The sequence below is a fragment of the Geobacillus sp. Manikaran-105 genome, from assembly GCF_002809955.1.
GTDB lineage: Bacteria > Bacillota > Bacilli > Bacillales > Anoxybacillaceae > Geobacillus > Geobacillus thermophilus.
In genome coordinates this window covers 1-18,211 of the sequence record NZ_PIJG01000060.1, presented here as the reverse complement: position 1 = coordinate 18,211, position 18,211 = coordinate 1, and the positions used below count along the sequence as shown (strand labels likewise).

19 protein-coding genes and 1 pseudogene are annotated in these 18,211 nt (G+C 51.2%); 15 read left to right on the top strand and 5 right to left on the bottom strand.

Going from position 1 to position 18,211, the window contains the following annotated elements; all coding sequences use genetic code 11:
* Positions 1-167: 167 nt before the first annotated feature.
* The 5 genes from nirD (at position 168) to CV945_RS14775 (ending at position 5,424) form a co-directional block, all read left to right on the top strand.
* A complete protein-coding gene (gene nirD / locus CV945_RS14795; protein ID WP_033008815.1) occupies positions 168-470 on the top strand; it encodes a nitrite reductase small subunit NirD in 303 nt (100 codons plus the stop codon).
* Positions 471-481: 11 nt separating this feature from the next.
* A complete protein-coding gene (gene nasC / locus CV945_RS14790; RefSeq protein WP_100660065.1) occupies positions 482-2,629 on the top strand; it encodes an assimilatory nitrate reductase catalytic subunit NasC in 2,148 nt (715 codons plus the stop codon).
* Positions 2,630-2,981: 352 nt separating this feature from the next.
* Positions 2,982-4,184, top strand: a complete 1,203-nt coding sequence (locus CV945_RS14785; RefSeq protein WP_100660064.1) for a nitrate/nitrite transporter — start codon at positions 2,982-2,984, stop codon at positions 4,182-4,184.
* Positions 4,185-4,457: 273 nt separating this feature from the next.
* The gene (locus CV945_RS14780; RefSeq protein ID WP_023634485.1) at positions 4,458-4,931 is read left to right on the top strand and encodes a MarR family winged helix-turn-helix transcriptional regulator; all 474 of its coding nucleotides are present in this window, start codon (positions 4,458-4,460) and stop codon (positions 4,929-4,931) included.
* Positions 4,932-5,004: 73 nt separating this feature from the next.
* Positions 5,005-5,424 (top strand): organic hydroperoxide resistance protein, encoded by a 420-nt coding sequence (locus tag CV945_RS14775; RefSeq protein ID WP_100660063.1) that lies wholly within the window; start codon positions 5,005-5,007, stop codon positions 5,422-5,424.
* A gap of 56 nt (positions 5,425-5,480) precedes the next feature.
* Here the strand turns inward: CV945_RS14775 and CV945_RS17340 are convergent, their stop codons facing one another.
* Positions 5,481-5,618, bottom strand: a complete 138-nt coding sequence (locus CV945_RS17340) for a hypothetical protein (protein ID WP_011231352.1) — start codon at positions 5,616-5,618, stop codon at positions 5,481-5,483.
* Positions 5,578-5,793: a Fur-regulated basic protein FbpA gene (locus tag CV945_RS14770; RefSeq protein WP_083221532.1), complete on the bottom strand. Its 216-nt coding sequence runs from the start codon at positions 5,791-5,793 to the stop codon at positions 5,578-5,580. The genes CV945_RS17340 and CV945_RS14770 overlap by 41 nt, the downstream gene beginning before the upstream one ends.
* Before the next feature lie 179 nt (positions 5,794-5,972).
* Between CV945_RS14770 and CV945_RS14765 the strand changes: the two genes are divergently transcribed.
* The 5 genes from CV945_RS14765 (at position 5,973) to CV945_RS14740 (ending at position 10,914) form a co-directional block, all read left to right on the top strand.
* The gene (locus CV945_RS14765) at positions 5,973-6,278 is read left to right on the top strand and encodes a MerR family transcriptional regulator (protein ID WP_011231350.1); all 306 of its coding nucleotides are present in this window, start codon (positions 5,973-5,975) and stop codon (positions 6,276-6,278) included.
* Between the two features lie 477 nt (positions 6,279-6,755).
* Positions 6,756-7,331 carry a YkoP family protein gene (locus tag CV945_RS14755; RefSeq protein ID WP_100660061.1) on the top strand — a complete coding sequence of 192 codons (576 nt, stop codon included), beginning with the start codon at positions 6,756-6,758 and terminating at the stop codon, positions 7,329-7,331.
* A gap of 60 nt (positions 7,332-7,391) precedes the next feature.
* Positions 7,392-8,243, top strand: a complete 852-nt coding sequence (locus CV945_RS14750) for a metallophosphoesterase (RefSeq protein WP_100660060.1) — start codon at positions 7,392-7,394, stop codon at positions 8,241-8,243.
* Between the two features lie 172 nt (positions 8,244-8,415).
* Entirely contained in the window at positions 8,416-9,921 is a 1,506-nt protein-coding gene (locus CV945_RS14745) for a Na+/H+ antiporter NhaC family protein (RefSeq protein ID WP_100660059.1), read from the top strand.
* A gap of 66 nt (positions 9,922-9,987) precedes the next feature.
* On the top strand, positions 9,988-10,914 hold the full coding sequence (locus CV945_RS14740) for an endonuclease I family protein (RefSeq protein ID WP_100660058.1): 927 nt from the start codon (positions 9,988-9,990) through the stop codon (positions 10,912-10,914).
* 138 nt (positions 10,915-11,052) lie between these two features.
* On the opposite strand, the gene CV945_RS14735 is transcribed toward CV945_RS14740, so the two are convergent.
* The gene (locus CV945_RS14735; RefSeq protein WP_100660057.1) at positions 11,053-12,009 is read right to left on the bottom strand and encodes a bile acid:sodium symporter family protein; all 957 of its coding nucleotides are present in this window, start codon (positions 12,007-12,009) and stop codon (positions 11,053-11,055) included.
* A gap of 227 nt (positions 12,010-12,236) precedes the next feature.
* Between CV945_RS14735 and CV945_RS14730 the strand changes: the two genes are divergently transcribed.
* From CV945_RS14730 to CV945_RS14720, 3 genes are read left to right on the top strand one after another with little or no spacing between them, the layout of a single operon-like run.
* Complete coding sequence (locus CV945_RS14730) at positions 12,237-12,458, top strand: FeoA family protein (RefSeq protein ID WP_100660056.1); 222 nt, start codon at positions 12,237-12,239, stop codon at positions 12,456-12,458.
* Positions 12,458-14,452, top strand: a complete 1,995-nt coding sequence (gene feoB / locus CV945_RS14725) for a ferrous iron transport protein B (protein ID WP_100660055.1) — start codon at positions 12,458-12,460, stop codon at positions 14,450-14,452. The genes CV945_RS14730 and feoB overlap by 1 nt, the downstream gene beginning before the upstream one ends.
* A 15-nt stretch (positions 14,453-14,467) precedes the next feature.
* Positions 14,468-14,614 (top strand): FeoB-associated Cys-rich membrane protein, encoded by a 147-nt coding sequence (locus tag CV945_RS14720; protein ID WP_014195950.1) that lies wholly within the window; start codon positions 14,468-14,470, stop codon positions 14,612-14,614.
* A gap of 478 nt (positions 14,615-15,092) precedes the next feature.
* On the opposite strand, the gene CV945_RS14715 is transcribed toward CV945_RS14720, so the two are convergent.
* Together CV945_RS14715 and CV945_RS14710 are read right to left on the bottom strand one after the other, a co-directional pair.
* Positions 15,093-15,515, bottom strand: coding sequence for a type II toxin-antitoxin system death-on-curing family toxin (locus CV945_RS14715; RefSeq protein ID WP_014195947.1), 423 nt, complete (start codon positions 15,513-15,515; stop codon positions 15,093-15,095).
* 20 nt (positions 15,516-15,535) lie between these two features.
* Positions 15,536-15,817: an AbrB/MazE/SpoVT family DNA-binding domain-containing protein gene (locus CV945_RS14710; protein WP_013145234.1), complete on the bottom strand. Its 282-nt coding sequence runs from the start codon at positions 15,815-15,817 to the stop codon at positions 15,536-15,538.
* 794 nt (positions 15,818-16,611) lie between these two features.
* Between CV945_RS14710 and CV945_RS14700 the strand changes: the two genes are divergently transcribed.
* Together CV945_RS14700 and CV945_RS17895 are read left to right on the top strand one after the other, a co-directional pair.
* Entirely contained in the window at positions 16,612-17,208 is a 597-nt protein-coding gene (locus CV945_RS14700) for a DUF5317 domain-containing protein (RefSeq protein WP_015374932.1), read from the top strand.
* 287 nt (positions 17,209-17,495) lie between these two features.
* Positions 17,496-18,211: pseudogene (locus tag CV945_RS17895) on the top strand (transposase); the annotation flags it as partial.

The window sequence follows — 18,211 nt, the reverse complement described above, 5'->3', positions numbered from 1 at the left end:
TCATGGGTTAGGATCAATGCTGGAACGAAGAGAGGGAAATGATGGCCATCGTCCAGCCGGAAACGAGGTTTTCGTTTGCGGAGAGCGATTTTACGTTGTTCATGAAAGTTTGTAAAGGAATGGTCAAACAGGATCAGACATCGATGCAGGAGGAGGACGAAGAGAGGATGAAGGTGGAAGTGGGAACATTGGAACAGCTGCCGAAGCGGCTCGGAAAATGCGTGCGGGTTGGGAATCGTGAGCTGGCGTTGTTCCGGACGGGTGACGATCAAGTATTTGCCGTTGAAAACCGCTGTCCGCATCGAGGAGGCGATTTGTCACAAGGTATTGTGAGCGGCGAGTTTGTGTTTTGTCCGCTCCATGATTGGAAAATTTGCCTGAAAGACGGCCGGGTGCAGGCGCCGGATGAAGGGTGTGTCAAAACGTACCGCGCGGCGGTGAAAGACGGCTTGGTATATGTCGAGCTGTAGGAAGCGGGGGAATGGCGATGACGAACGAATTGCTGCGCTACTTTCGCGCCAAGGAAAAAGAACGGGCGTCAGAAACGGCTGCCGCGACGCAATGTCCGTTTTGCAGCGTCCAGTGCACGCTTCAGCTGGTGGAGGAGCGGATTGTAGAGCGGCGCCGCTACAAGGCGGTCCCGACCGACAACCCGACGTCCAACGGCCGCCTTTGTTTAAAGGGGATGAACGCCCACCAGCACGCTTTGCATCCCGAGCGGCTGTTGGTTCCGCTTGCGAAAGTGGACGGCCGGTTTGTGCGGGGCCGTTGGGAGGAGGCGCTTTCGCTGATCGCGGAACGAATCATCTCCATTCAGAAGGAAGATGGAGTTGATGCGTTTGCTGTTTACGGCGGCGGATCCTTGACGAACGAGGAGGCGTATTTGCTTGGGAAATTTGCCCGCGTGGCGCTCAAGACACGGCATATTGACTACAACGGACGCTTTTGCATGTCGGCAGCCGCAGCGGCCATGAACGACGCATTCGGTCTTGACCGCGGGTTGACGAATCCACTGTCCGATATTCCGCTCGCTCAGACGATCATTTTGGCTGGGACCAATATCGCCGAATGCCAGCCGACGTTGATGCCGTATTTTTATGAAGCGAAGAAGAACGGCGCTTTTATCATCGTGGTGGATCCGCGGGAAACGAAAACGGCGGCGTTGGCGGATCTGCACCTGCCGCTCAAGCCCGGAACGGATGCGGCGCTGGCCGTCGGCATCGGGAAAGTGTTGCTTGACGAAGGATATATCGATGAAGCGTTTGTGCGCGAGCGGACGGTTGGGTTTGCCGAATGGAAACAGCACATAGAAGCAGTGGAGATGGATGAGATCGTCCGGCTGACTGACGTGCCGGAAGAGAAGATTCGCTTGGCGGCGCGAAAGTACGGGGAGGCGGCCGATGCGATCGTACTCACGGCGCGCGGCTTGGAGCAGCAGACGGACGGCTATGCGGCGGTCAGACACTGGATGAATGTCGTATTGGCGACAGGGAAAATCGGCCGGCCCGGTTCGGGTTTTGGATCGATCACTGGGCAAGGAAACGGACAAGGCGGCCGCGAGCATGGACAAAAAGCCGATCAGCTGCCGGGCTACCGAAGCATTGAGCATCCGCAACACCGGCGGTATATCGCAAGCGTATGGGGCGTTGCGCCGGATGAGTTGCCGCGAAAGGGGGTGTCAGCGTATGAAATGATGCAAAAGATCGATGCGGGCGAGATCACCGGGCTGTTGGTCATGGGGTCGAACCCCGTCGTCTCGAGCCCGAATGCGGCGTTTGTGGCCAAAGCGATGCAAAAACTGAAGTTTCTTGTCGTTGCGGATATGTTTTTGTCCGAAACAGCCGAGCTGGCCGATCTCGTGCTGCCTGTTTCGTCGTATTTGGAAGACGAAGGCACGGTGACGAACGTCGAAGGGCGGGTGTGCTTTCGGCCGGCGGCTCGGAAGCGTCCTGGGGAGGTGAAACATGATTGGGAAATTTTATGCGCGATTGCGCACAAGCTTGGCAAGGGCCGCTGCTTTTCCTTTACGTCAGCCGAAGAGATTTTCAATGAACTGCGGCTGGCAAGCCGCGGCGGCAAAGCGGATTATTACGGTGTGACGTATGAGCGGCTTCGCCGCGAACGTGTCTACTGGCCTTGCCCCGATCCGCATCATCCTGGGACTCCTCGACTGTTTACGGAACGGTTTGCTCATCCGGACGGCAAGGCTCGGTTTGCGGTTTTGCCGTTTCGGCCGGAGAAAGAGGAGACGGATGAATGGTATCCGCTTTATTTAACGACCGGACGGGTGCTTGCTCATTATTTGAGCGGAACGCAGACGCGGCGGAGCCCGGCGCTTTCGGCGCGGCAGCCGGAGGCGACCGTCGAGATCCACCCGAGGACAGCCAAACGATACGGGATCGGCCCAGGGATGCTTGTGCGCATTGAAACGCGCCGCGGTGCGGCGGTCGTCCGCAGCCGATACAATGACCAAATTCGCGAGGATACGATTTTTGTCCCGTTCCACTGGAGCGGCCTTGGGCAAATCAACAACGTCACATCCGATGAGCTCGATCCGCATTGCCGCATGCCGGCGTTTAAGCGGTGCGCAGCTCGGGTGCGGCCAGTGGTCGATTTAGGGAGAAATTGACTTGTGTGGTTCATTTCGCCGGAAAAAGCGCTCTCTTTTCCGTCCGCGGCGGGGAATCATCCCCAGCGGGGCGCGCGGACCGAGACGCGCCATAAGAAAAAAACTTCCCGGCAATACGGCGGGAAGCAGGTGGAGAAATCGCTTTCATTTCCATTTTAACATAACACCTGAATCCGTGACAGAAGTGTATCAAAAATGCTGGGAAACCCAATCGTGAATGTTCACCTATTAGGTGAAGAACCCCGAGTGCAATATTTTGTTGATTGATCCAGTTTTCTTGGCAGCTTTGAACGCGTCTTTATCACGGATTCAGGATAACAAACACTCTGTGCCAAGGGGGGGTCGGGGGAAGATGGCGAGAAAATCGTTTTGGCGCGTCGGGCATGCGCCGACGCTATTGTCGTCGTTTTTGTATTTTGATATCAGCTTTATGATTTGGAACTTGCTTGGCGCGCTTGGTGTATTTGTCGCTGAACAGTTTGCGCTCACACCGGCGGAAAAAGGGCTGATGGTCGCCATTCCCGTGTTGGGCGGGGCGCTGCTTCGCATTCCGATGGGGCTTTTGGCAGACCGCTGGGGCGGGAAGCGGGCCGGTCTGCTTGGCATGGCGGTGACAGCTGTGCCGCTTGTGTGGGGCTGGCGGTTTGCAGATCAGATGACGGATGTGTATGCGCTCGGATTTTTATTAGGGGTGGGCGGAGCCAGCTTTGCCGTTGCGTTGCCGCTCGCGAGCCGCTGGTATCCGAAAGAGTATCAAGGGCTGGCCATGGGGATCACTGGGGCCGGCAACAGCGGGACGGTGCTGGCGACGCTGTTTGGTCCGCGCCTGGCGGAGGCGTATGGGTGGAACGCGGTGTTCGGATTGGCGCTCGTCCCGCTTGTTGTCGTCTTCCTTTTGTTCGCTTGGCTAGCGCGTGAATGTCCGACAGCGGTGAAACCCGTTTCGTTGCGTGAATACGGAGCCGTTCTCCGTCGAAAAGAAGCATGGCTGTTTTGTTTCTTCTACAGCTTGTCATTCGGCGGATTTGTCGGGCTGACGGGTTACTTGGGCATTTTCTTCTTTGATGAATACGGCATCAGCAAAGTCACGGCCGGCGATTTCGTCACCGCCGTCGTGTTTGCGGGCAGTTTCATCCGGCCGATTGGCGGCTATCTCGCTGACCGGATCGGCGGAATGCGGCTTCTTTCCTTGTTGTTTGCCGCTGGGACTTTGTTGCTGGCTTGCATCGGTACATTGCCGTCTCTTTTCGTCCTGTTCGGATTGATGGTTGCTCTTTTCCTTTGTTTTGGCGCGGCGAACGGTGCGTTGTTCCAAGTTGTTCCGACGTGGTTTCCGAAAGAGGTTGGCTTGTTGACGGGCATCATCGGCGCCGCTGGCGGACTGGGAGGGTTTTTGCTGCCGAACGTGCTCGGGGTGATGAAGCAGTGGACCGGTTCTTCGGCGTATGGGTTTTGGATGCTGGCCTTCGTTTTCATGGCCGCGGTGCTGGCTGCTCGTCGCCTTCAAGGAACTACGGTTGCGGTCGAATCGTTCTCTCAAAAAGCAGCAGAATGAATAGGGTAACCCAAAGAGACGCTGCAAACTTTCAAAGGAAATCGTTTGATTGAACGAAAAAACTGGTGGAACACAGTCCTTTCTTTAGGTTGACAAAGAGGGGGCGGTTTTGCGACGTCCATCCTTATCACTGATTTCGGAAGGCTCTCGCCTCTGTAAGGAAACAGGCGGAGCCTTCTTCATCATCTTCCTTCAGAAAACCTTCAACGGGTTTCAGGCGAAGAGAGAGATCGATATAATAGGGAGGAGGAAGGTGTCCAACCTTGAAAAGAAATGGAGGAAGAAATCGTGTCAAACGATCATGCGCTGCGTTTAGACCATCAGCTTTGTTTTGCCATTTATGCTTGTTCTCGTGAGTTGACGAAGTTATATCGTCCTTTTCTTGAAGAAATAGGGATTACATATCCGCAATATCTCGTTTTGCTCGTGTTGTGGGAGCAAGGGGAGACGACAATGAAAGAGCTTGGAAAACGATTGTATTTGGATTCCGGCACACTGACGCCAATGTTGAAAAGAATGGAGGAGAATGGCCTCGTTCAACGGTTGAGATCGCCAGAAGACGAACGGGTTGTGCGCATTGTTTTAACAGAACAGGGCGAGAAAATCAAACAAAAGGCACAATGCATACCAGAAGAAATTGTCAAACGAGTAGGGCTTTCCAATCAAGAGTGGAGCGAATTGTTGATGTTGCTGCGGTCGTTGCTTGTGCGGCTGAATGATGAACAACATTCTTCTTGGTCAAATTAAATCTTGTGTTTTTCTATTATATTTTGTAAAATTTAATTGTGTACAATTTAATTTTGGAGAGGAGAAACGAAATATGCAACCACTATATCAGACGTCAGTTAAAGCGCAAGGTGGGCGGAATGGGAAAGTTGTGTCTAACGATGGGGTGCTTTCGTTAGACGTCAAAATGCCGAAAGAACTTGGAGGGCCAGGGGGGGCCACGAATCCTGAACAGTTGTTTGCTGCTGGGTATGCCGCTTGTTTTGACAGCGCATTGAATTTAGTCATCCGCCAAAGAAAGGTGAAGGTGGAAGGAACGGAAGTGACGGCTCAAGTGATTCTTGGAAAAGATGAGGCCGATGGCGGCTTTCAGTTGGCCGTTGTTCTTCGGGTGCGCGTTTTGGGGGTCGATCGCCAGACGGCTGAAGAGCTTGTGCATGCAGCCCATCAAGTGTGCCCGTACTCCAAAGCTGTCCGCGGCAATATTGATGTAACCCTGTCTATTGAAGAATGATGATGAGAAAAGGTGCCCGTGAAGAAATTCAGGGCACTTTCTCATTTGCGATCGTTTTACAATCGATTTTGCAAAAATCGAAGCAGTTCATCTGCTCGGTTGCCGATGAGCGCGATCAGTTGCTCAAACATCGCGTCGCGCTCAAGATCGAGTTCAATGATGCGTTTGGCCAGTTCGAGCGCTTGTTTGTCCATGGCGGCGTCCTCCTTCGATCGTGTGGGCGGGGTGGAATCGTTCGTATTCGCGTCGCAGTTCGGCCATCGTCCATTCTTCAAGCCGATCACGGTCAGCGGCTAAGCCGAACCGTACGAGCTGTTCAATATAAAATTGCTTTTTCTTCCGTACGGCGCTTCTCATCCATGTCCCCATTCGATTCCCTCCCTGTTTTTACCTTTACCATACTATCTTTTTCTTCAGTGTACAGCAAATGTGTTAAGCTCATTTACAGGAAATTTAAAAAATATGTTAATTTTATTTACAAAAGTTAGCGGAGTACCATCATTTTTTGTATAATTACGTTAGAAAATATGACGTAAGAGGTGAGAAATATGACAGCTCATCCGCAAGAAGATCATTACAAATATAAAAAAGTCATTTCGATCGGTGTTGTGAGCGAACTGACCGGGCTGTCGCAGCGACAAATTCGTTATTACGAGGAACGGAAGCTGGTGTTCCCTGACCGTTCCAAAGGAATTCGCAAATATTCGTTCGCCGATGTGGAGCAGTTGATGAAAATCGCCAATCAACGCGAGGAAGGTGTATCGACTTGGGAAATCCGTCAAGAGATGACGAAAGAGCTGCGCGAGCGGATGTTAAAAGGGCAAATGAACGCCCATTTTCGGAGGCGTTCCTAGAAGGCAGGTGAAAAATGGCTGTCACGCGCAAATCAGCGGCATTTCGCCAAAAAAGAAAGATGGCCTCGCAAGGTTTCTCTAATTGAAAAACGTCTGGGATCAGCAACTTTTTGTACTAAATCACCAGCCCTCTAGGGGTTCGGACAGATTCGAATTTTGGATGCATCCCTGCTTGGAAGCAAAGCATGCGGAAAACCGCCTGGCCGTGTGCCAACAGGATGTAAACACAGCGGCGTTTGTCCAATAATAAGAGCATAGTTGCTTGGCGCGCACAGAGATTCGTGCGCGCTTTTTTTGATAAAGCCTCGAGCAGGGGACGAAATGGAACTGGACCTCAGTATGCGCGTCTCCCGACTGGTCATGCAGCGATTTTTTCTCCTTTTTTCTCCATTTATAATATCGCTCGGTCAATTTCATAATGTAAATGTCCATAATATAGCATTATGGATAGAACGAACAAGGGGAAGGATGCCGCCAATGAGAAGCAAAGCGACGCAGTGGCTGTTGTCTGTATGGGGACTGATGGATCCGCTCTATTATGCATGTTCCCGCCTCGAATATGTTGGTGGGAAAGAGAACGGCTGTCGTTCCATTTTCCGCGTCCGTTTGCTTCGATACAAGGGTGAAACCATTCACCTTTCGGACGGAACGACGATCGCGGCCAATGACTGGCTGTTGAAAATTCACCTTCATAATGTTCGTCTGCTTCGCGAACTGATGCAGTATCGAAGCGATATTCAAAAAGGACGCTACCTTTTCGAACAAGTGAAAGCCGGTTTGCCGTATGTTGCCCATCATCTTTACCATCACAAACAGTCCTCCCGCATAAAAGGGATCATCGGCGTGACCATGTTAAACAAAGGATGTAAGAGGCTCGGATTTGATACGATTGACATTCCAAATTCATTTTACCGTTGGTTTAAAATGGCATCCCATTGGCCGATGATGACAGTGGCCCAACACCGTCTCATGCCGCTTGTCCGCCCGCCGAAATATTTGGTGATGTCAAAGGAAAAATTGTTTTCGTTGTACGGCTGCCATCTCATCCACTAACTCCCTCTTTCTTCTCTCCTCCGTTTCACTATAATGGGTATCGAGGGAGGAGAGAAGACGATGACATTCTTTTTTGTCGTTCTTGCCATTTTGTTATTGCTTGCTTTGGCCATTCGTAAAGCCCACCGCAACACGTATGAAGCGGTTTTGCATAAAGTCCAAGTTGGCGGCTGTTCAGAGGGTGGGGACGGAGCCCTTCGGATTTTGCAGCTATCGGATTTGCATCTTGAAAAACTGTCGATCACCCCGGACGATTTATACGACAAGCTGAAAGACGAAGCGATCGATTTGATCGCGTTGACGGGCGACTTTTTGGACCGTGAGGAAAGCATCGCCAAGCTCAGTCCGTATTTGGCCGCGCTGAATGCATTGAAACCGACGTACGGCATGTATGCGGTGTTTGGCAACCACGATTACGTGCTTCAAGGCGAACCGTTTGCGCGCTTGAAAGCGACGCTTGAGGCGCACGGCTGCGTCGTCTTGCAAAACGAGACGAAAACGATCACCGTCAACGGTCAAACCGTCAATATCATCGGCATCGATGATTTTTACACGGGGCGCAGCGACATCAAAAAGGCATACGCCGGCGTGAAAGACGGCATCAACCTCGTGTTGACGCACGATCCGGACATCGTGCCGCATATGAAAGACTATCATTTTGACTACTTGTTGTCCGGCCATTTCCACGGCGGGCAAATTCATTGGCCAAAGCCGTACCATTTGGCGAAAATGAGCAAAACGCTCACCGAGCGGAACATGATCAAAGGTTATCATGAATGGGAGGGAAAACCGTTTTATATCAACGAAGGGCTTGGGCAAACCGGGGTGAACATTCGGATCGGCTCGAAGCCGGAAGTGACGCTCCACTTGTTGGCGCTGCCGTCCCGAAGAGAAGCAGTGAAAGCTGTCTAATGGGCAGCTTTTTATTTTTTAGGGTAGGAGAGCGGTTTCTTTTGCGCGTGCCACCATGCGGGGGCGCTTTTTGTGTGGACTCGTCTCCCTGTTGTTGGGGGAAAATCAATGACCGTTTGCATAGACAAGGGAAACAGTCCCCATACTTTTTAAAGAAAGGAGTGAATGGTCAATGGAACCGTCGTGGAAAGCTCTCTTGCCATTTTTAGTTGTTATCCCGATTTCGATTTGGACGAAGCAAGTGATTCCTGGTCTGTTTGTCGGGCTGTTGGTCGGAAGCTATTTGTTGACGCCGTCGTTGCTGGGCGGATTGCGAACGATGCTTCATTACGTCGTCGATAACTTGATGCAGACGAACAACATTCGCATCATCATGTTCTTATACGTGTTCGCCGGTCTTGTCAGCATGATCAAATACACCGGCGGAATCAAAGGATTCGTCCATCTCGTCAGCAAAAAAGTGAAATCGGCCAAAGCGGCCATGCTGCTGACGTGGATTTCGACGATGGTGACGTTTAGCGACCCCGATTTTCGCATCGTCACCGTCGCGCCGATCATGAAGGCGCTGCGCAAACGGCTTGGGTTGTCGTCCCAGCAAATCGGCTTTGCCATTGAGGTGACATCCAACCCGGTTGTCGCGCTCATCCCAATTGCCACCGCGTTTGTCGGCTATATGGTGTCGGTCATCGATAAGGCGCTTGATACGGCTGGCATCGGAGCGGAGCCGTACATCGTGTACGTCCGAAGCATTCCGTTTAACTTTTTCTCGTATGCCATTATTGCGGTTGGGCTCTACTACAGTTTTTTTGTCTATTCGCGCAAAAAACAAGCGGCAGTAAGCGAAAAGCGGAAAGAGGCGCCGATTCGAAGCTGGAACGAGCGGTTGGCGCTCGAAATGGCGGAAGAACAGCGGCCGGCTGACAATGAGCCCAATGAAGCGCAAGGGGAAGAAGGAGACGCGATGCAGACATGCCCGCGCGCTTATCAAAAAGAAACGCCGGTCAGGCCTTGGAATTTGATCGTTCCCCTTTCGATCGTGCTTGTTTTGACGTTGTTTTTAAGCTGGTGGGACGGTCACCGCGGGGCGAGAACGTTTTGGAAGGCGTTTTTGCAAAGCGATGCGCTCGGGGCGATGTTGGAGGCGCTGCTGTTTACGGTCATGATCACCGTTGCGTTCTTCCTTTGGCAGCGATTTCGATTGACGGATTTGTTGACTCATTTTGTCAAGGGCGGCAATGAACTCATGTCCGTCATTTTGATGCTGGCGCTCATTTGGGCGCTGTCGGCTGTGGCGGAGGATTTAGGGTTTTCGCAATACATTACGGGCCATGTCAAAGAATGGATTCCGCCGTTTTTCGTCGCCCCGATTTTGTTTTTGCTTGGCGCCGTCATTTCCTATTTCATCGGCTCGTCGTGGGGGACGTGGGGGATGTTGATGCCGCTTGGCGTGACGCTCGCGAGCCAAGCGGGAACGAACATTTTGCCGGTCATCGGCGCGGTGTTTGCGAGCGGGACGTTCGGGGCGTTCGCGTCGCCGCTCAGTGACAATACGGTGACGCTTTGCACCATTTTGGATTTGCCGGTGATGGAGTACGCGCGCACAAAGTTGATCCCATCGTTGATCGCCGCCGGCATCGCAGCCGTTTTGTTCGGCGCCACGTCATTTCTTTTGCATTAGCGCTGCTGTCGTCCTCCCCTCCTTCCATGATACACTAAAAGAAAAAAGGAAGAGAGGGGAACGGCGATGGGGGAGGCGGAACGGCGGCTTGACGAGCTCAGCCAATGGCAAACGGAAGATGTTGCCGCGCAGCTGGAGCAGTTGAACGAGCGGCTTGCGGTGGAGGACGCGTATTATCGTGCGGATGAAGACCAACGGGCGCGCGAACGATATTACCGCCATCTGCCGCTTGAGGGGGACGGATTGATGTTGTTTGTCCGCTATCACGAACTGGTGGCGCGCACCCATAAGCGGCGGCTGCCGTATTTTTTCAGCAAGGACGAATATTTGTACACATGGGTCGACTTGCAGCCGGACGGAACGGTGCGAAGCTTGTACTCCGGCGAGCGAAAAGACCCGAAGATGTTGATCGTCCAAGATGTCCAAACGATGAAACGGCGCTACGATGAATTTCGCCAGCTGTTGAAAAAAATGAAGCATGGGCTCGGCGATGTGCACGAGCGGGTGAAAACGATCGAGCAGCAATGGAAATTCAATGCCGAACATGTCGTGCCGCAGTCTTGGTTTGGCGCCCGCGAACCGATGAAAGGCGATTTGCATCATTTATTCGTTTGCCAGCCGGAGTGCAATACGATGCGGTCGAATTTTCCGTACGCGGATTTCCCGTTTTACAATCCGGAAGATCCCGACGAGCAAATCCAAAACCGTTGCGGAGTCGTTCATAATGGCTATTTCGAGCCGGAATACGGCAAAGGGACGGCGGCAAGGGCGATGTTGTACTTTCTGCTTCGCTACCCAAAGGCGATCGCAAAGTCGTTTCGGCGCAAAATCGATATTCCGCTCCTTGTCCGTTGGCACGAACAATTTCCACCGACGGTGTATGAACATCATCGCAACAGCGCGATTTTTTTCATCCAAGGCAACCGCAACCCGTTCATTGATTTTCCTGAACTGGCAGGGCGGATGGTGTTTCCGTTTGAAGGGGCGCTGTGAAATGAGGTGAAAGGCGGGTGCCTGCCTTTTGTCCCGGGTGTCAAGGAATAAGAAAGATGAGCGGAAAAGCTGTCTCCGAAAAATGATCGTTCATTTCGGAAGACAGCTTTTTTGTTGCTAGGCAAAGCGTGAGAGGGGTTAAGCGGAAATCGTTTGTTCATCGGCCTGGCGATCTGCTTGTTTGCGGAAGTATGTTGCGACCATCGGACCGGAAATATTGTGCCAGACGCTGAAAATGGCGCTCGGAACAGCGGCGAGCGGCGAAAAATGGGCGGTCGCTAAGGCCGCACCAAGCCCGGAGTTTTGCATGCCAACTTCGATGGAAATCGCCTTTTGTTTTGGCGGTGACAGGCGAAACAGTTTGGCAAACCAATATCCAAGCAGCAAGCCCAATCCGTTATGAACAACGACAATAAGAAAAATAAGCAGTCCGCTTTTGGCAATGGCCGCTTGGTTTTGTCCGACGACGGCGGCGACAATGGCCACGATGGCGATGACCGAAACGAGCGGCAGCGCCGGGATGCACGCTTTGACTTGCTTTTGGAACAGAGCCTGGGCGATGAGTCCTAAAAGGATCGGAATCAGGACGACTTTGACGATCGACCAAAACAAAGCTGCGGCCGATACGGACAGCCATTTTCCCGCTAAAAGCAAGATGAGCGAAGGCGTCAAAATCGGCGCTAAAATCGTCGAAACAGACGTGACGGCGACCGACAGAGCCGTATCTCCTTTCGCCAAATACGTCATGACGTTGGACGCCGTTCCGCCCGGACAGCAGCCGACTAAAATAATGCCGAGCGCCACTTCGCGCGAAACCGGCAGAAAGTAAGCGAGCAAAAACGCGACAAGCGGCATGATCAGAAACTGGGCAACGACGCCGATCAACACATCAAGCGGACGCTTGAACACCTCTTTAAAATCGTTCGCTGACAGCGTCAATCCCATGCCAAACATCACGATGCCTAGAAGCGGCACGATATACGGAGCGATCCACGTAAATGCGCTGGGAGCGAAAAAGGCGAGCGCTCCAAACAGAAGCACCCAGATGGCAAAGGTGTTGCCGACAAAGTTGCTGATTTTTCCTAGTGTGTTCATTGAGCTTCCTCCTTGAGCAAAGATGGGAAAGATATACAAAAGATTATATACACTTTTCAGAAAAATTCAACTGATGAGGTGGCGAATTTTGAAGAAATGATGACAATGAGGAATGATTGTGAAAAAAGTCACTCCTTTCTTCTTTGCTTATGGTATGATTGGAATTGAGAAGAAGAATCATTATTGAACCACAGGAGAGACGGATAGAAAAACAGGGGGAAATGATCATGGTGCTGACTGATTTGCATAAAGGGGAAACAGCGGTCGTCGTCCGTCTGGCCATTGAGCAGGAGGCACTGAAACAGCGCCTCCTTCATCTAGGGGTCAAAGAAGGAAAAATGGTGCGGCTGAAAACCGCGATGCCGTTTGGCGGACCGGTGATGATCGAAGTTGATGGGCAGGCCATCGGCTTACGGCGCAAAGAAGCGTCGGCGATTGAGGTGAAATGATGGCGTACGTAGCGCTGTTTGGCAACCCCAATACTGGCAAAACGTCATTGTTTAACTGTTTAACCGGCTCTTATGAATATGTTGGCAACTGGAGCGGGGTAACGGTCGAGAAGAAAGTAGGAGTGCTTCGCCAACACGGTGTGCCGGTCGTCGATTTGCCCGGCATTTACTCGCTCCAGCCGCTGTCCCGTGATGAAGGAGTGGCGACTGATTTCTTATTGACCGAGCCGTGTTCAGCGATTGTCAATATCGTTGACGCGTCGCAGTTGCGCCGCAATTTGCATTTAACCGTTCAGCTGCTGGAATTTGGCCGTCCCGTTGTCATCGCGCTAAACATGGTCGATGTGGCGGAAAAACGGGGCGTGAAAGTGGACGCCGCTAAACTGTCGAAGTATCTTGGCGTTCCTGTTATCCCGGTCATCGCCCGAACGGGAAAGGGGACAAAGGAGTTATCGCGCACCATTTTGTCGGCAAAAGACGGACACCATTCCCGCATTTTTATTGATTACGGCGTTGAGGTGGAACGCGCAGTCCGTCGCATTGCTGAGCAACTGCCCGATGACATGCCGGGAGATAAGCGCTGGATGGCGTTGCAATTTCTAGAAGGAAACGAGCGCATCGCCGCCTATTTGCGCGGGCGGTTGGATCTTTCTCCGCTTCTAGAAGCCCGCGCAGAGGCGGAACAGAAGCTCGGATCTTCGGTCGCCGAACAGATTTATGAGACGCGTGACCGCTGGATCGGTGAGGCGATCGCTGTTGCGGCGATCGCGCTTGAGAACAAACCGTTGACATGGACGGAAAAAATCGATGTGGTTGTGACAAACCGTTATGTCGGGCTGCCGATTTTTTTGGCGCTGATGTATCTCGTGTTTATGCTCACGTTTAACTGGCTTGGGACGCCGCTTGCCGATCAGCTTGACGCTTTCTTCTCAGGGCCGCTCACTGATTGGCTGTCCCGTCTTCTCGACTGGGCAGGGGCGTCGCCGTTTATCAAGGCGCTCATCTTGGACGGCATCGTTGCCGGGGTCGGCGGGGTGCTTGTGTTTGTCCCGCAAATTTTCATTTTGTTTTTTTTCATCTCGCTTCTCGAAGACTCCGGATATATGGCGCGCGTGGCGATGGTGATGGACCGGATGATGGAAGCGATCGGGTTAAACGGCAAGGCGTTTATCCCGATGATCATCGGCTTTGGCTGCAACGTTCCCGGGGTGATGGCGGCGCGCACGATCGAGCAGCCGAAAGAACGGCTGTTGACGATCTTGGCGCTGCCGTTTATGTCGTGTTCCGCCCGCTTGCCGGTGTACGCCTTGTTTGCCGGCACGTTTTTCGTCCGCGAGCAGGCGCTTGTCGTGTTTTCACTTTACGTGCTTGGCATTGTAGTGGCTTTGGGGCTCGCCAAGTTGTTCTCATCGACGCTCTTGAAAAACGAAAGTTCGCTGTTTGTCATTGAACTGCCGCCATACCGCGTGCCGCAGGCGCTCACGTTATGGCGGAGCACATGGGAGAAAGGGAAAGGGTTCGTTCGCAAAGCCGGTACGTTTATTTTTGGCGGTTCGGTCGCCATTTGGCTGTTGACGTACATCGGGCCGCACGGGGTCGGCGTCGCGATGGATGACAGTTTTCTCGCCGCCATCGGCGGCCTCATCGCTCCGCTGCTCGCCCCGCTTGGCTTTGGCGCCTGGCAGGCGGGCGCGGCTTTGATCACCGGCTTTTTGGCGAAAGAAGTCGTCGTGTCCACGATGAATATTATTTACCACGTTCATGAGGCGAACGGGCTGAAGCAGGTGATCGCCTCCCATTTCACGCCGCTGTCGGCGTTCAGCTTTATGGTGTTCGTCCTGCTTTATACGCCGTGTCTAGCGACGGTGGCGGCGATTCGCAAAGAAACCGGGTCGCGGAAATGGACGCTGTTGTCAATCGGATGCGCGCTGACGGTTGCGTATGTCATTTCGTTTGCCGTCTATCAGTTTGGGCATATGCTTGGTTATTCATGAAAGGGGAGAGAATCGATGATCGCGAATCTTGTGATCGGCGGAGCGATTTTTGCCTACGCCGGCTGGACGCTGGTTCGCCACGTGAAAAAAAGCGCCAAAGGGGCGTGCGCGTCATGCCATGCGGCTGACCATTGCCGAGGCAGCTGCGGGACGGAGAGGTAACCCGTTCAAGACGAACGGATTCCTGACGATGATCGGAATCCGTTTTTCTCATTTTCCGACGAAAGACTTTCGCTTCCATGTTGTAGGATAGCCAAAAAAATAAGCGGGGATACAATGGGTAAGCTGCTTCAACGGACCATCCGTTTCAACGGGCTCTGGAGGACAAAAAATCAGGCCGCCCTTTGTTTTGGCTGTTGGGTGTTGTTGCCTCAATGATGGCCGAAACACCGGGGGTAGAAAGCTTTTTTCGTTCAACCGTTGAAACTCAAGGGAAGACCGTGAGTGTGGAGGATAAACTTTTGACAATACCTAAAAATTGAGGATAGCGAAAAGGCGGCTTTGGATCAAGGTTCGCACAGTTGTGTAAAAACAAAGCAGCAAAAAACGATGTTGTTGTCCTGTCATCCAAGTTTACTGGGTTGGCGATGGAATTTCACGCAATAATTGAACTTGACCCGGCTTTGGCCCGCTCTTTTCCTCACTCTTTTCGTTTTTGGATGGGACGGATGTAACTCTCTAATTCGTGGGCAAGATGCTGGATGCAATCATTTCCCCGGAACTTGGCATCCTCGACAAGGTACACCGTGAAATCTTCCGCTTCTTTATTGGTCATCGTGAACTCATATCCATTCAAATCAAGGAACGTGACGAATACGGTTAAAGCCGTCCGCTTATTGCCGTTGTGGAAAATATGACCTGTCGCGATGGAATGGTAATAGCAGCAAGCCTTTTCAATAATCGAAGGGAACTGTTCCTCCCCGAACAATTTCGTTTTCGGTCTTTCCAACATCCACGCGAATTTATCGGGGAATTGGATCCCCGCTTGTTCTGCGTCGTCGTACATTTCCATGACCGTGTAATGGATAAATATGATTTCTTCCGCTGTCAAATAATAAACCATGTTTTCCTCCGGTTGCTCCTTTATCTATATTTCAAGTTGCGCAGCGCTTCGTCATATTTGGAGATCGCGCGGTTCATCGCCATCACGACTTCAGGACGGACTCCTTTTGGAATTCGGTTTGCGCGTTTCATCACGATTTCCCCTCGTTCCTTGTCGTAATATATTTCGATTTCATCGCCTTTATTTAGGTTTAGCATCGTGGCTAAATCTTTCGGGATGCTAACGGACAAACTATTCCCGACTTGGCTAATCCGACGTGTATACGTTTTGTCATCCTTGCTTCCCAACATTTCCGCGTCCATTTCTTTTTCATCTCCTTTCCATATAATGGGCAAAAAGGACGTTTTTATCCATAAAATTATTACTGTATAAACAATTATAACAATAATCTTCCGAAAAGCAATACGGAATAATAAAAAAGGGCTTTTTGTCTTTCAACGAGAAAAACGCATGCCGCATTTCTAGAATCGATGTCGTTAGGAGGAAAAGAGGAGTGCCGCATAAAGTGAGCTTGTACGGATATGCCGTCTGTGTGTTATGCCATGCCGGACATAGTGAGGTCGGAAGCGTCAAGCAGTGGAACATGAAACAGCCGCGTCACGGAACGGATCAACGACGGCTATCTTTATTATTGCTTGGGGGGGATTTAGTTGGTTTATCAAATATCTTTGTCTTGCAGAAGGAATGAGGGATATTTATTGTTGCGACGGACCATCCGTTTATTATCTTGCGCGTGAAGCCAATCCGCATAACGCATAAGCTCGGAAGCGGAACGGTGAGATGAACGAGGATGGCTTGCTGGCTGTGGGCAGGCGCGCCCAAGAATCTCTTGCCGCTAAGTGTTTGCGCAGTCGGGGGATCATTCCATTGAGGGTAGGTTCTTTTTCACTATTCAATGGATATACATGACGCTGTTTTTGTCGTTTCTTGTTTCAAAGAATGACGAAAACGAAAAGAAGGAAACGATATTCATCAAAATTTGTTTGTAGTTAGGACGAACGGACTATTTACATGGAATGAAAAAAACGGTAAAAATAGAAGTGAGGACAGTAGTTTAGAAAAAAGAGAAAATTCTGTTTATCAAGGGGACAGCATTATGGTTTACGATGGAATCATTTTGTCGTTGTTGATCGGCTGGTTTCGCGGCGGAAGCCTGAAAGGGTTGGCCAACATGAAATTGCGCGGCGGTTGGTTGTTTCCGCTCTTGTTGGCGGTGCAGTTTATCGTCTTTTTCCTTCAAGAACGCATCGAGTGGATCGCCAAAATGAGCAACGTTATTTTTCTTCTCGTCTATATCACAGGACTCGCATTTCTGTGGCTCAACCGCCATCAGCCGGGGTTTCCGGTCATCTTCGCCGGCGTCTTGCTTAACTTTATCGTCATGGCCGTAAACGGCGGACGGATGCCGGTATCGATCGAAGCCGCCCAATTTCTCGGCCGCGAATACATCGAAGCGTTAAAAGCCGGTCTGTACGGCAAGCACCAGGCGATCACATCGGATACGCTTCTGCCGTTTCTTGGCGACATCATCCCGCTGTCTCCGCCGTACCCGCGCCAACAAGTCATCAGCATCGGCGACGTTGTGATGAACGTAGGGGCGTTCTTGTTCATCCAGCATCTGATGCTCAGTGCACCGCGACATGGGGCAGACGATGCTGAGAAAGAAACAACGGCCGCTCCTGCGAATCAATAAACTAATTTTTAAGGGGTTAAGGGGGAAAAGGACATGAAATTCAAAGCAAAACAAGTATTGATCAATTTGTTCATCCTCGGTTCGGTGATTGTGGCGTTGACGTCGGGGTTTAAACTCATTGAGTAGAAAATAATAATGTTGATCTAATAAAGAGGGAGGCGATACTCCTTCTTTAAAATTTTTGGTTCATCACCAAATTTTGTGATTTAGTGACAAAAAAGAGAAAGCACTGACGAGATCCTGGCAATAATGTTAGCGGTGAAATAAACATTAGGGAGGTCTCGTAAGTGCTTTCTATATCACTAGGATTGCCAGAATTTAAAGTGATTAAACACGAACTTCTTTCCTATGGTTATGCGATTCATGTAGAGAAAACAGAGACACAGGAACGCTGCCCTCATTGTGGGTTTGCCACTTCCTCTGTCCACGACAGACGGACAAGAAAAGTACGGGATTTGGCGATTTTCCATCAACCGGTGTACTTGTTTGTCAAGGTAAAGCGCTATCGGTGCTGGAATTGTTCCCACGTGTTTTCTGCCTCTTTGGAATCGATTCAGCCCAATCAACATTACACCAATCGATTTTGTGAGCACTTGTATGAACTTTGTGAAGGCTCCACCATTCAAGATGTTAGCCGAAAGCACCGCATCCCATATACGACATTGGAACGCATCTACTACTCCATCGCATCAAAAAAGCAAAAGAACGCCAAGCTGCAACGGAGGCATCCTGTCAGGAAGGGATGGTGCTTAGCTTAGATGAAATCGCGGTAAAAAAGGGACATCAGTATGAAACTGTATTGATGGATGCTAAAGCTGGATCGGTCATGGGAATGCATGCCGATCGCCAATGTGACTCCGCCATCCACTTGTTGAGCCAGAATGTCCTGTCGAAAGAAAGGGTTCAAACGGTGATTCTTGACATGTGGGAACCTTATCATAAGGCGGTTCGCGCCCTGTTTCCATCTGCTTCGATTGTCATCGATAAGTACCATGTGGTTCAA

What these genes read in the sequence shown, in the direction of transcription:
- nirD (WP_033008815.1), top strand. Translation starts at nt 168, where the DNA reads ATGAAGGTGGAAGTGGGAACATTGGAACAGCTGCCGAAGCGGCTCGGA.
- nasC (WP_100660065.1), top strand. Translation starts at nt 482, where the DNA reads ATGGCGATGACGAACGAATTGCTGCGCTACTTTCGCGCCAAGGAAAAA.
- CV945_RS14785 (WP_100660064.1), top strand. Translation starts at nt 2,982, where the DNA reads ATGGCGAGAAAATCGTTTTGGCGCGTCGGGCATGCGCCGACGCTATTG.
- CV945_RS14780 (WP_023634485.1), top strand. Translation starts at nt 4,458, where the DNA reads ATGGAGGAAGAAATCGTGTCAAACGATCATGCGCTGCGTTTAGACCAT.
- CV945_RS14775 (WP_100660063.1), top strand. Translation starts at nt 5,005, where the DNA reads ATGCAACCACTATATCAGACGTCAGTTAAAGCGCAAGGTGGGCGGAAT.
- CV945_RS17340 (WP_011231352.1), bottom strand. Translation starts at nt 5,618, where the DNA reads ATGGACAAACAAGCGCTCGAACTGGCCAAACGCATCATTGAACTCGAT.
- CV945_RS14770 (WP_083221532.1), bottom strand. Translation starts at nt 5,793, where the DNA reads ATGGGGACATGGATGAGAAGCGCCGTACGGAAGAAAAAGCAATTTTAT.
- CV945_RS14765 (WP_011231350.1), top strand. Translation starts at nt 5,973, where the DNA reads ATGACAGCTCATCCGCAAGAAGATCATTACAAATATAAAAAAGTCATT.
- CV945_RS14755 (WP_100660061.1), top strand. Translation starts at nt 6,756, where the DNA reads ATGAGAAGCAAAGCGACGCAGTGGCTGTTGTCTGTATGGGGACTGATG.
- CV945_RS14750 (WP_100660060.1), top strand. Translation starts at nt 7,392, where the DNA reads ATGACATTCTTTTTTGTCGTTCTTGCCATTTTGTTATTGCTTGCTTTG.
- CV945_RS14745 (WP_100660059.1), top strand. Translation starts at nt 8,416, where the DNA reads ATGGAACCGTCGTGGAAAGCTCTCTTGCCATTTTTAGTTGTTATCCCG.
- CV945_RS14740 (WP_100660058.1), top strand. Translation starts at nt 9,988, where the DNA reads ATGGGGGAGGCGGAACGGCGGCTTGACGAGCTCAGCCAATGGCAAACG.
- CV945_RS14735 (WP_100660057.1), bottom strand. Translation starts at nt 12,009, where the DNA reads ATGAACACACTAGGAAAAATCAGCAACTTTGTCGGCAACACCTTTGCC.
- CV945_RS14730 (WP_100660056.1), top strand. Translation starts at nt 12,237, where the DNA reads ATGGTGCTGACTGATTTGCATAAAGGGGAAACAGCGGTCGTCGTCCGT.
- feoB (WP_100660055.1), top strand. Translation starts at nt 12,458, where the DNA reads ATGGCGTACGTAGCGCTGTTTGGCAACCCCAATACTGGCAAAACGTCA.
- CV945_RS14720 (WP_014195950.1), top strand. Translation starts at nt 14,468, where the DNA reads ATGATCGCGAATCTTGTGATCGGCGGAGCGATTTTTGCCTACGCCGGC.
- CV945_RS14715 (WP_014195947.1), bottom strand. Translation starts at nt 15,515, where the DNA reads ATGGTTTATTATTTGACAGCGGAAGAAATCATATTTATCCATTACACG.
- CV945_RS14710 (WP_013145234.1), bottom strand. Translation starts at nt 15,817, where the DNA reads ATGGACGCGGAAATGTTGGGAAGCAAGGATGACAAAACGTATACACGT.
- CV945_RS14700 (WP_015374932.1), top strand. Translation starts at nt 16,612, where the DNA reads ATGGTTTACGATGGAATCATTTTGTCGTTGTTGATCGGCTGGTTTCGC.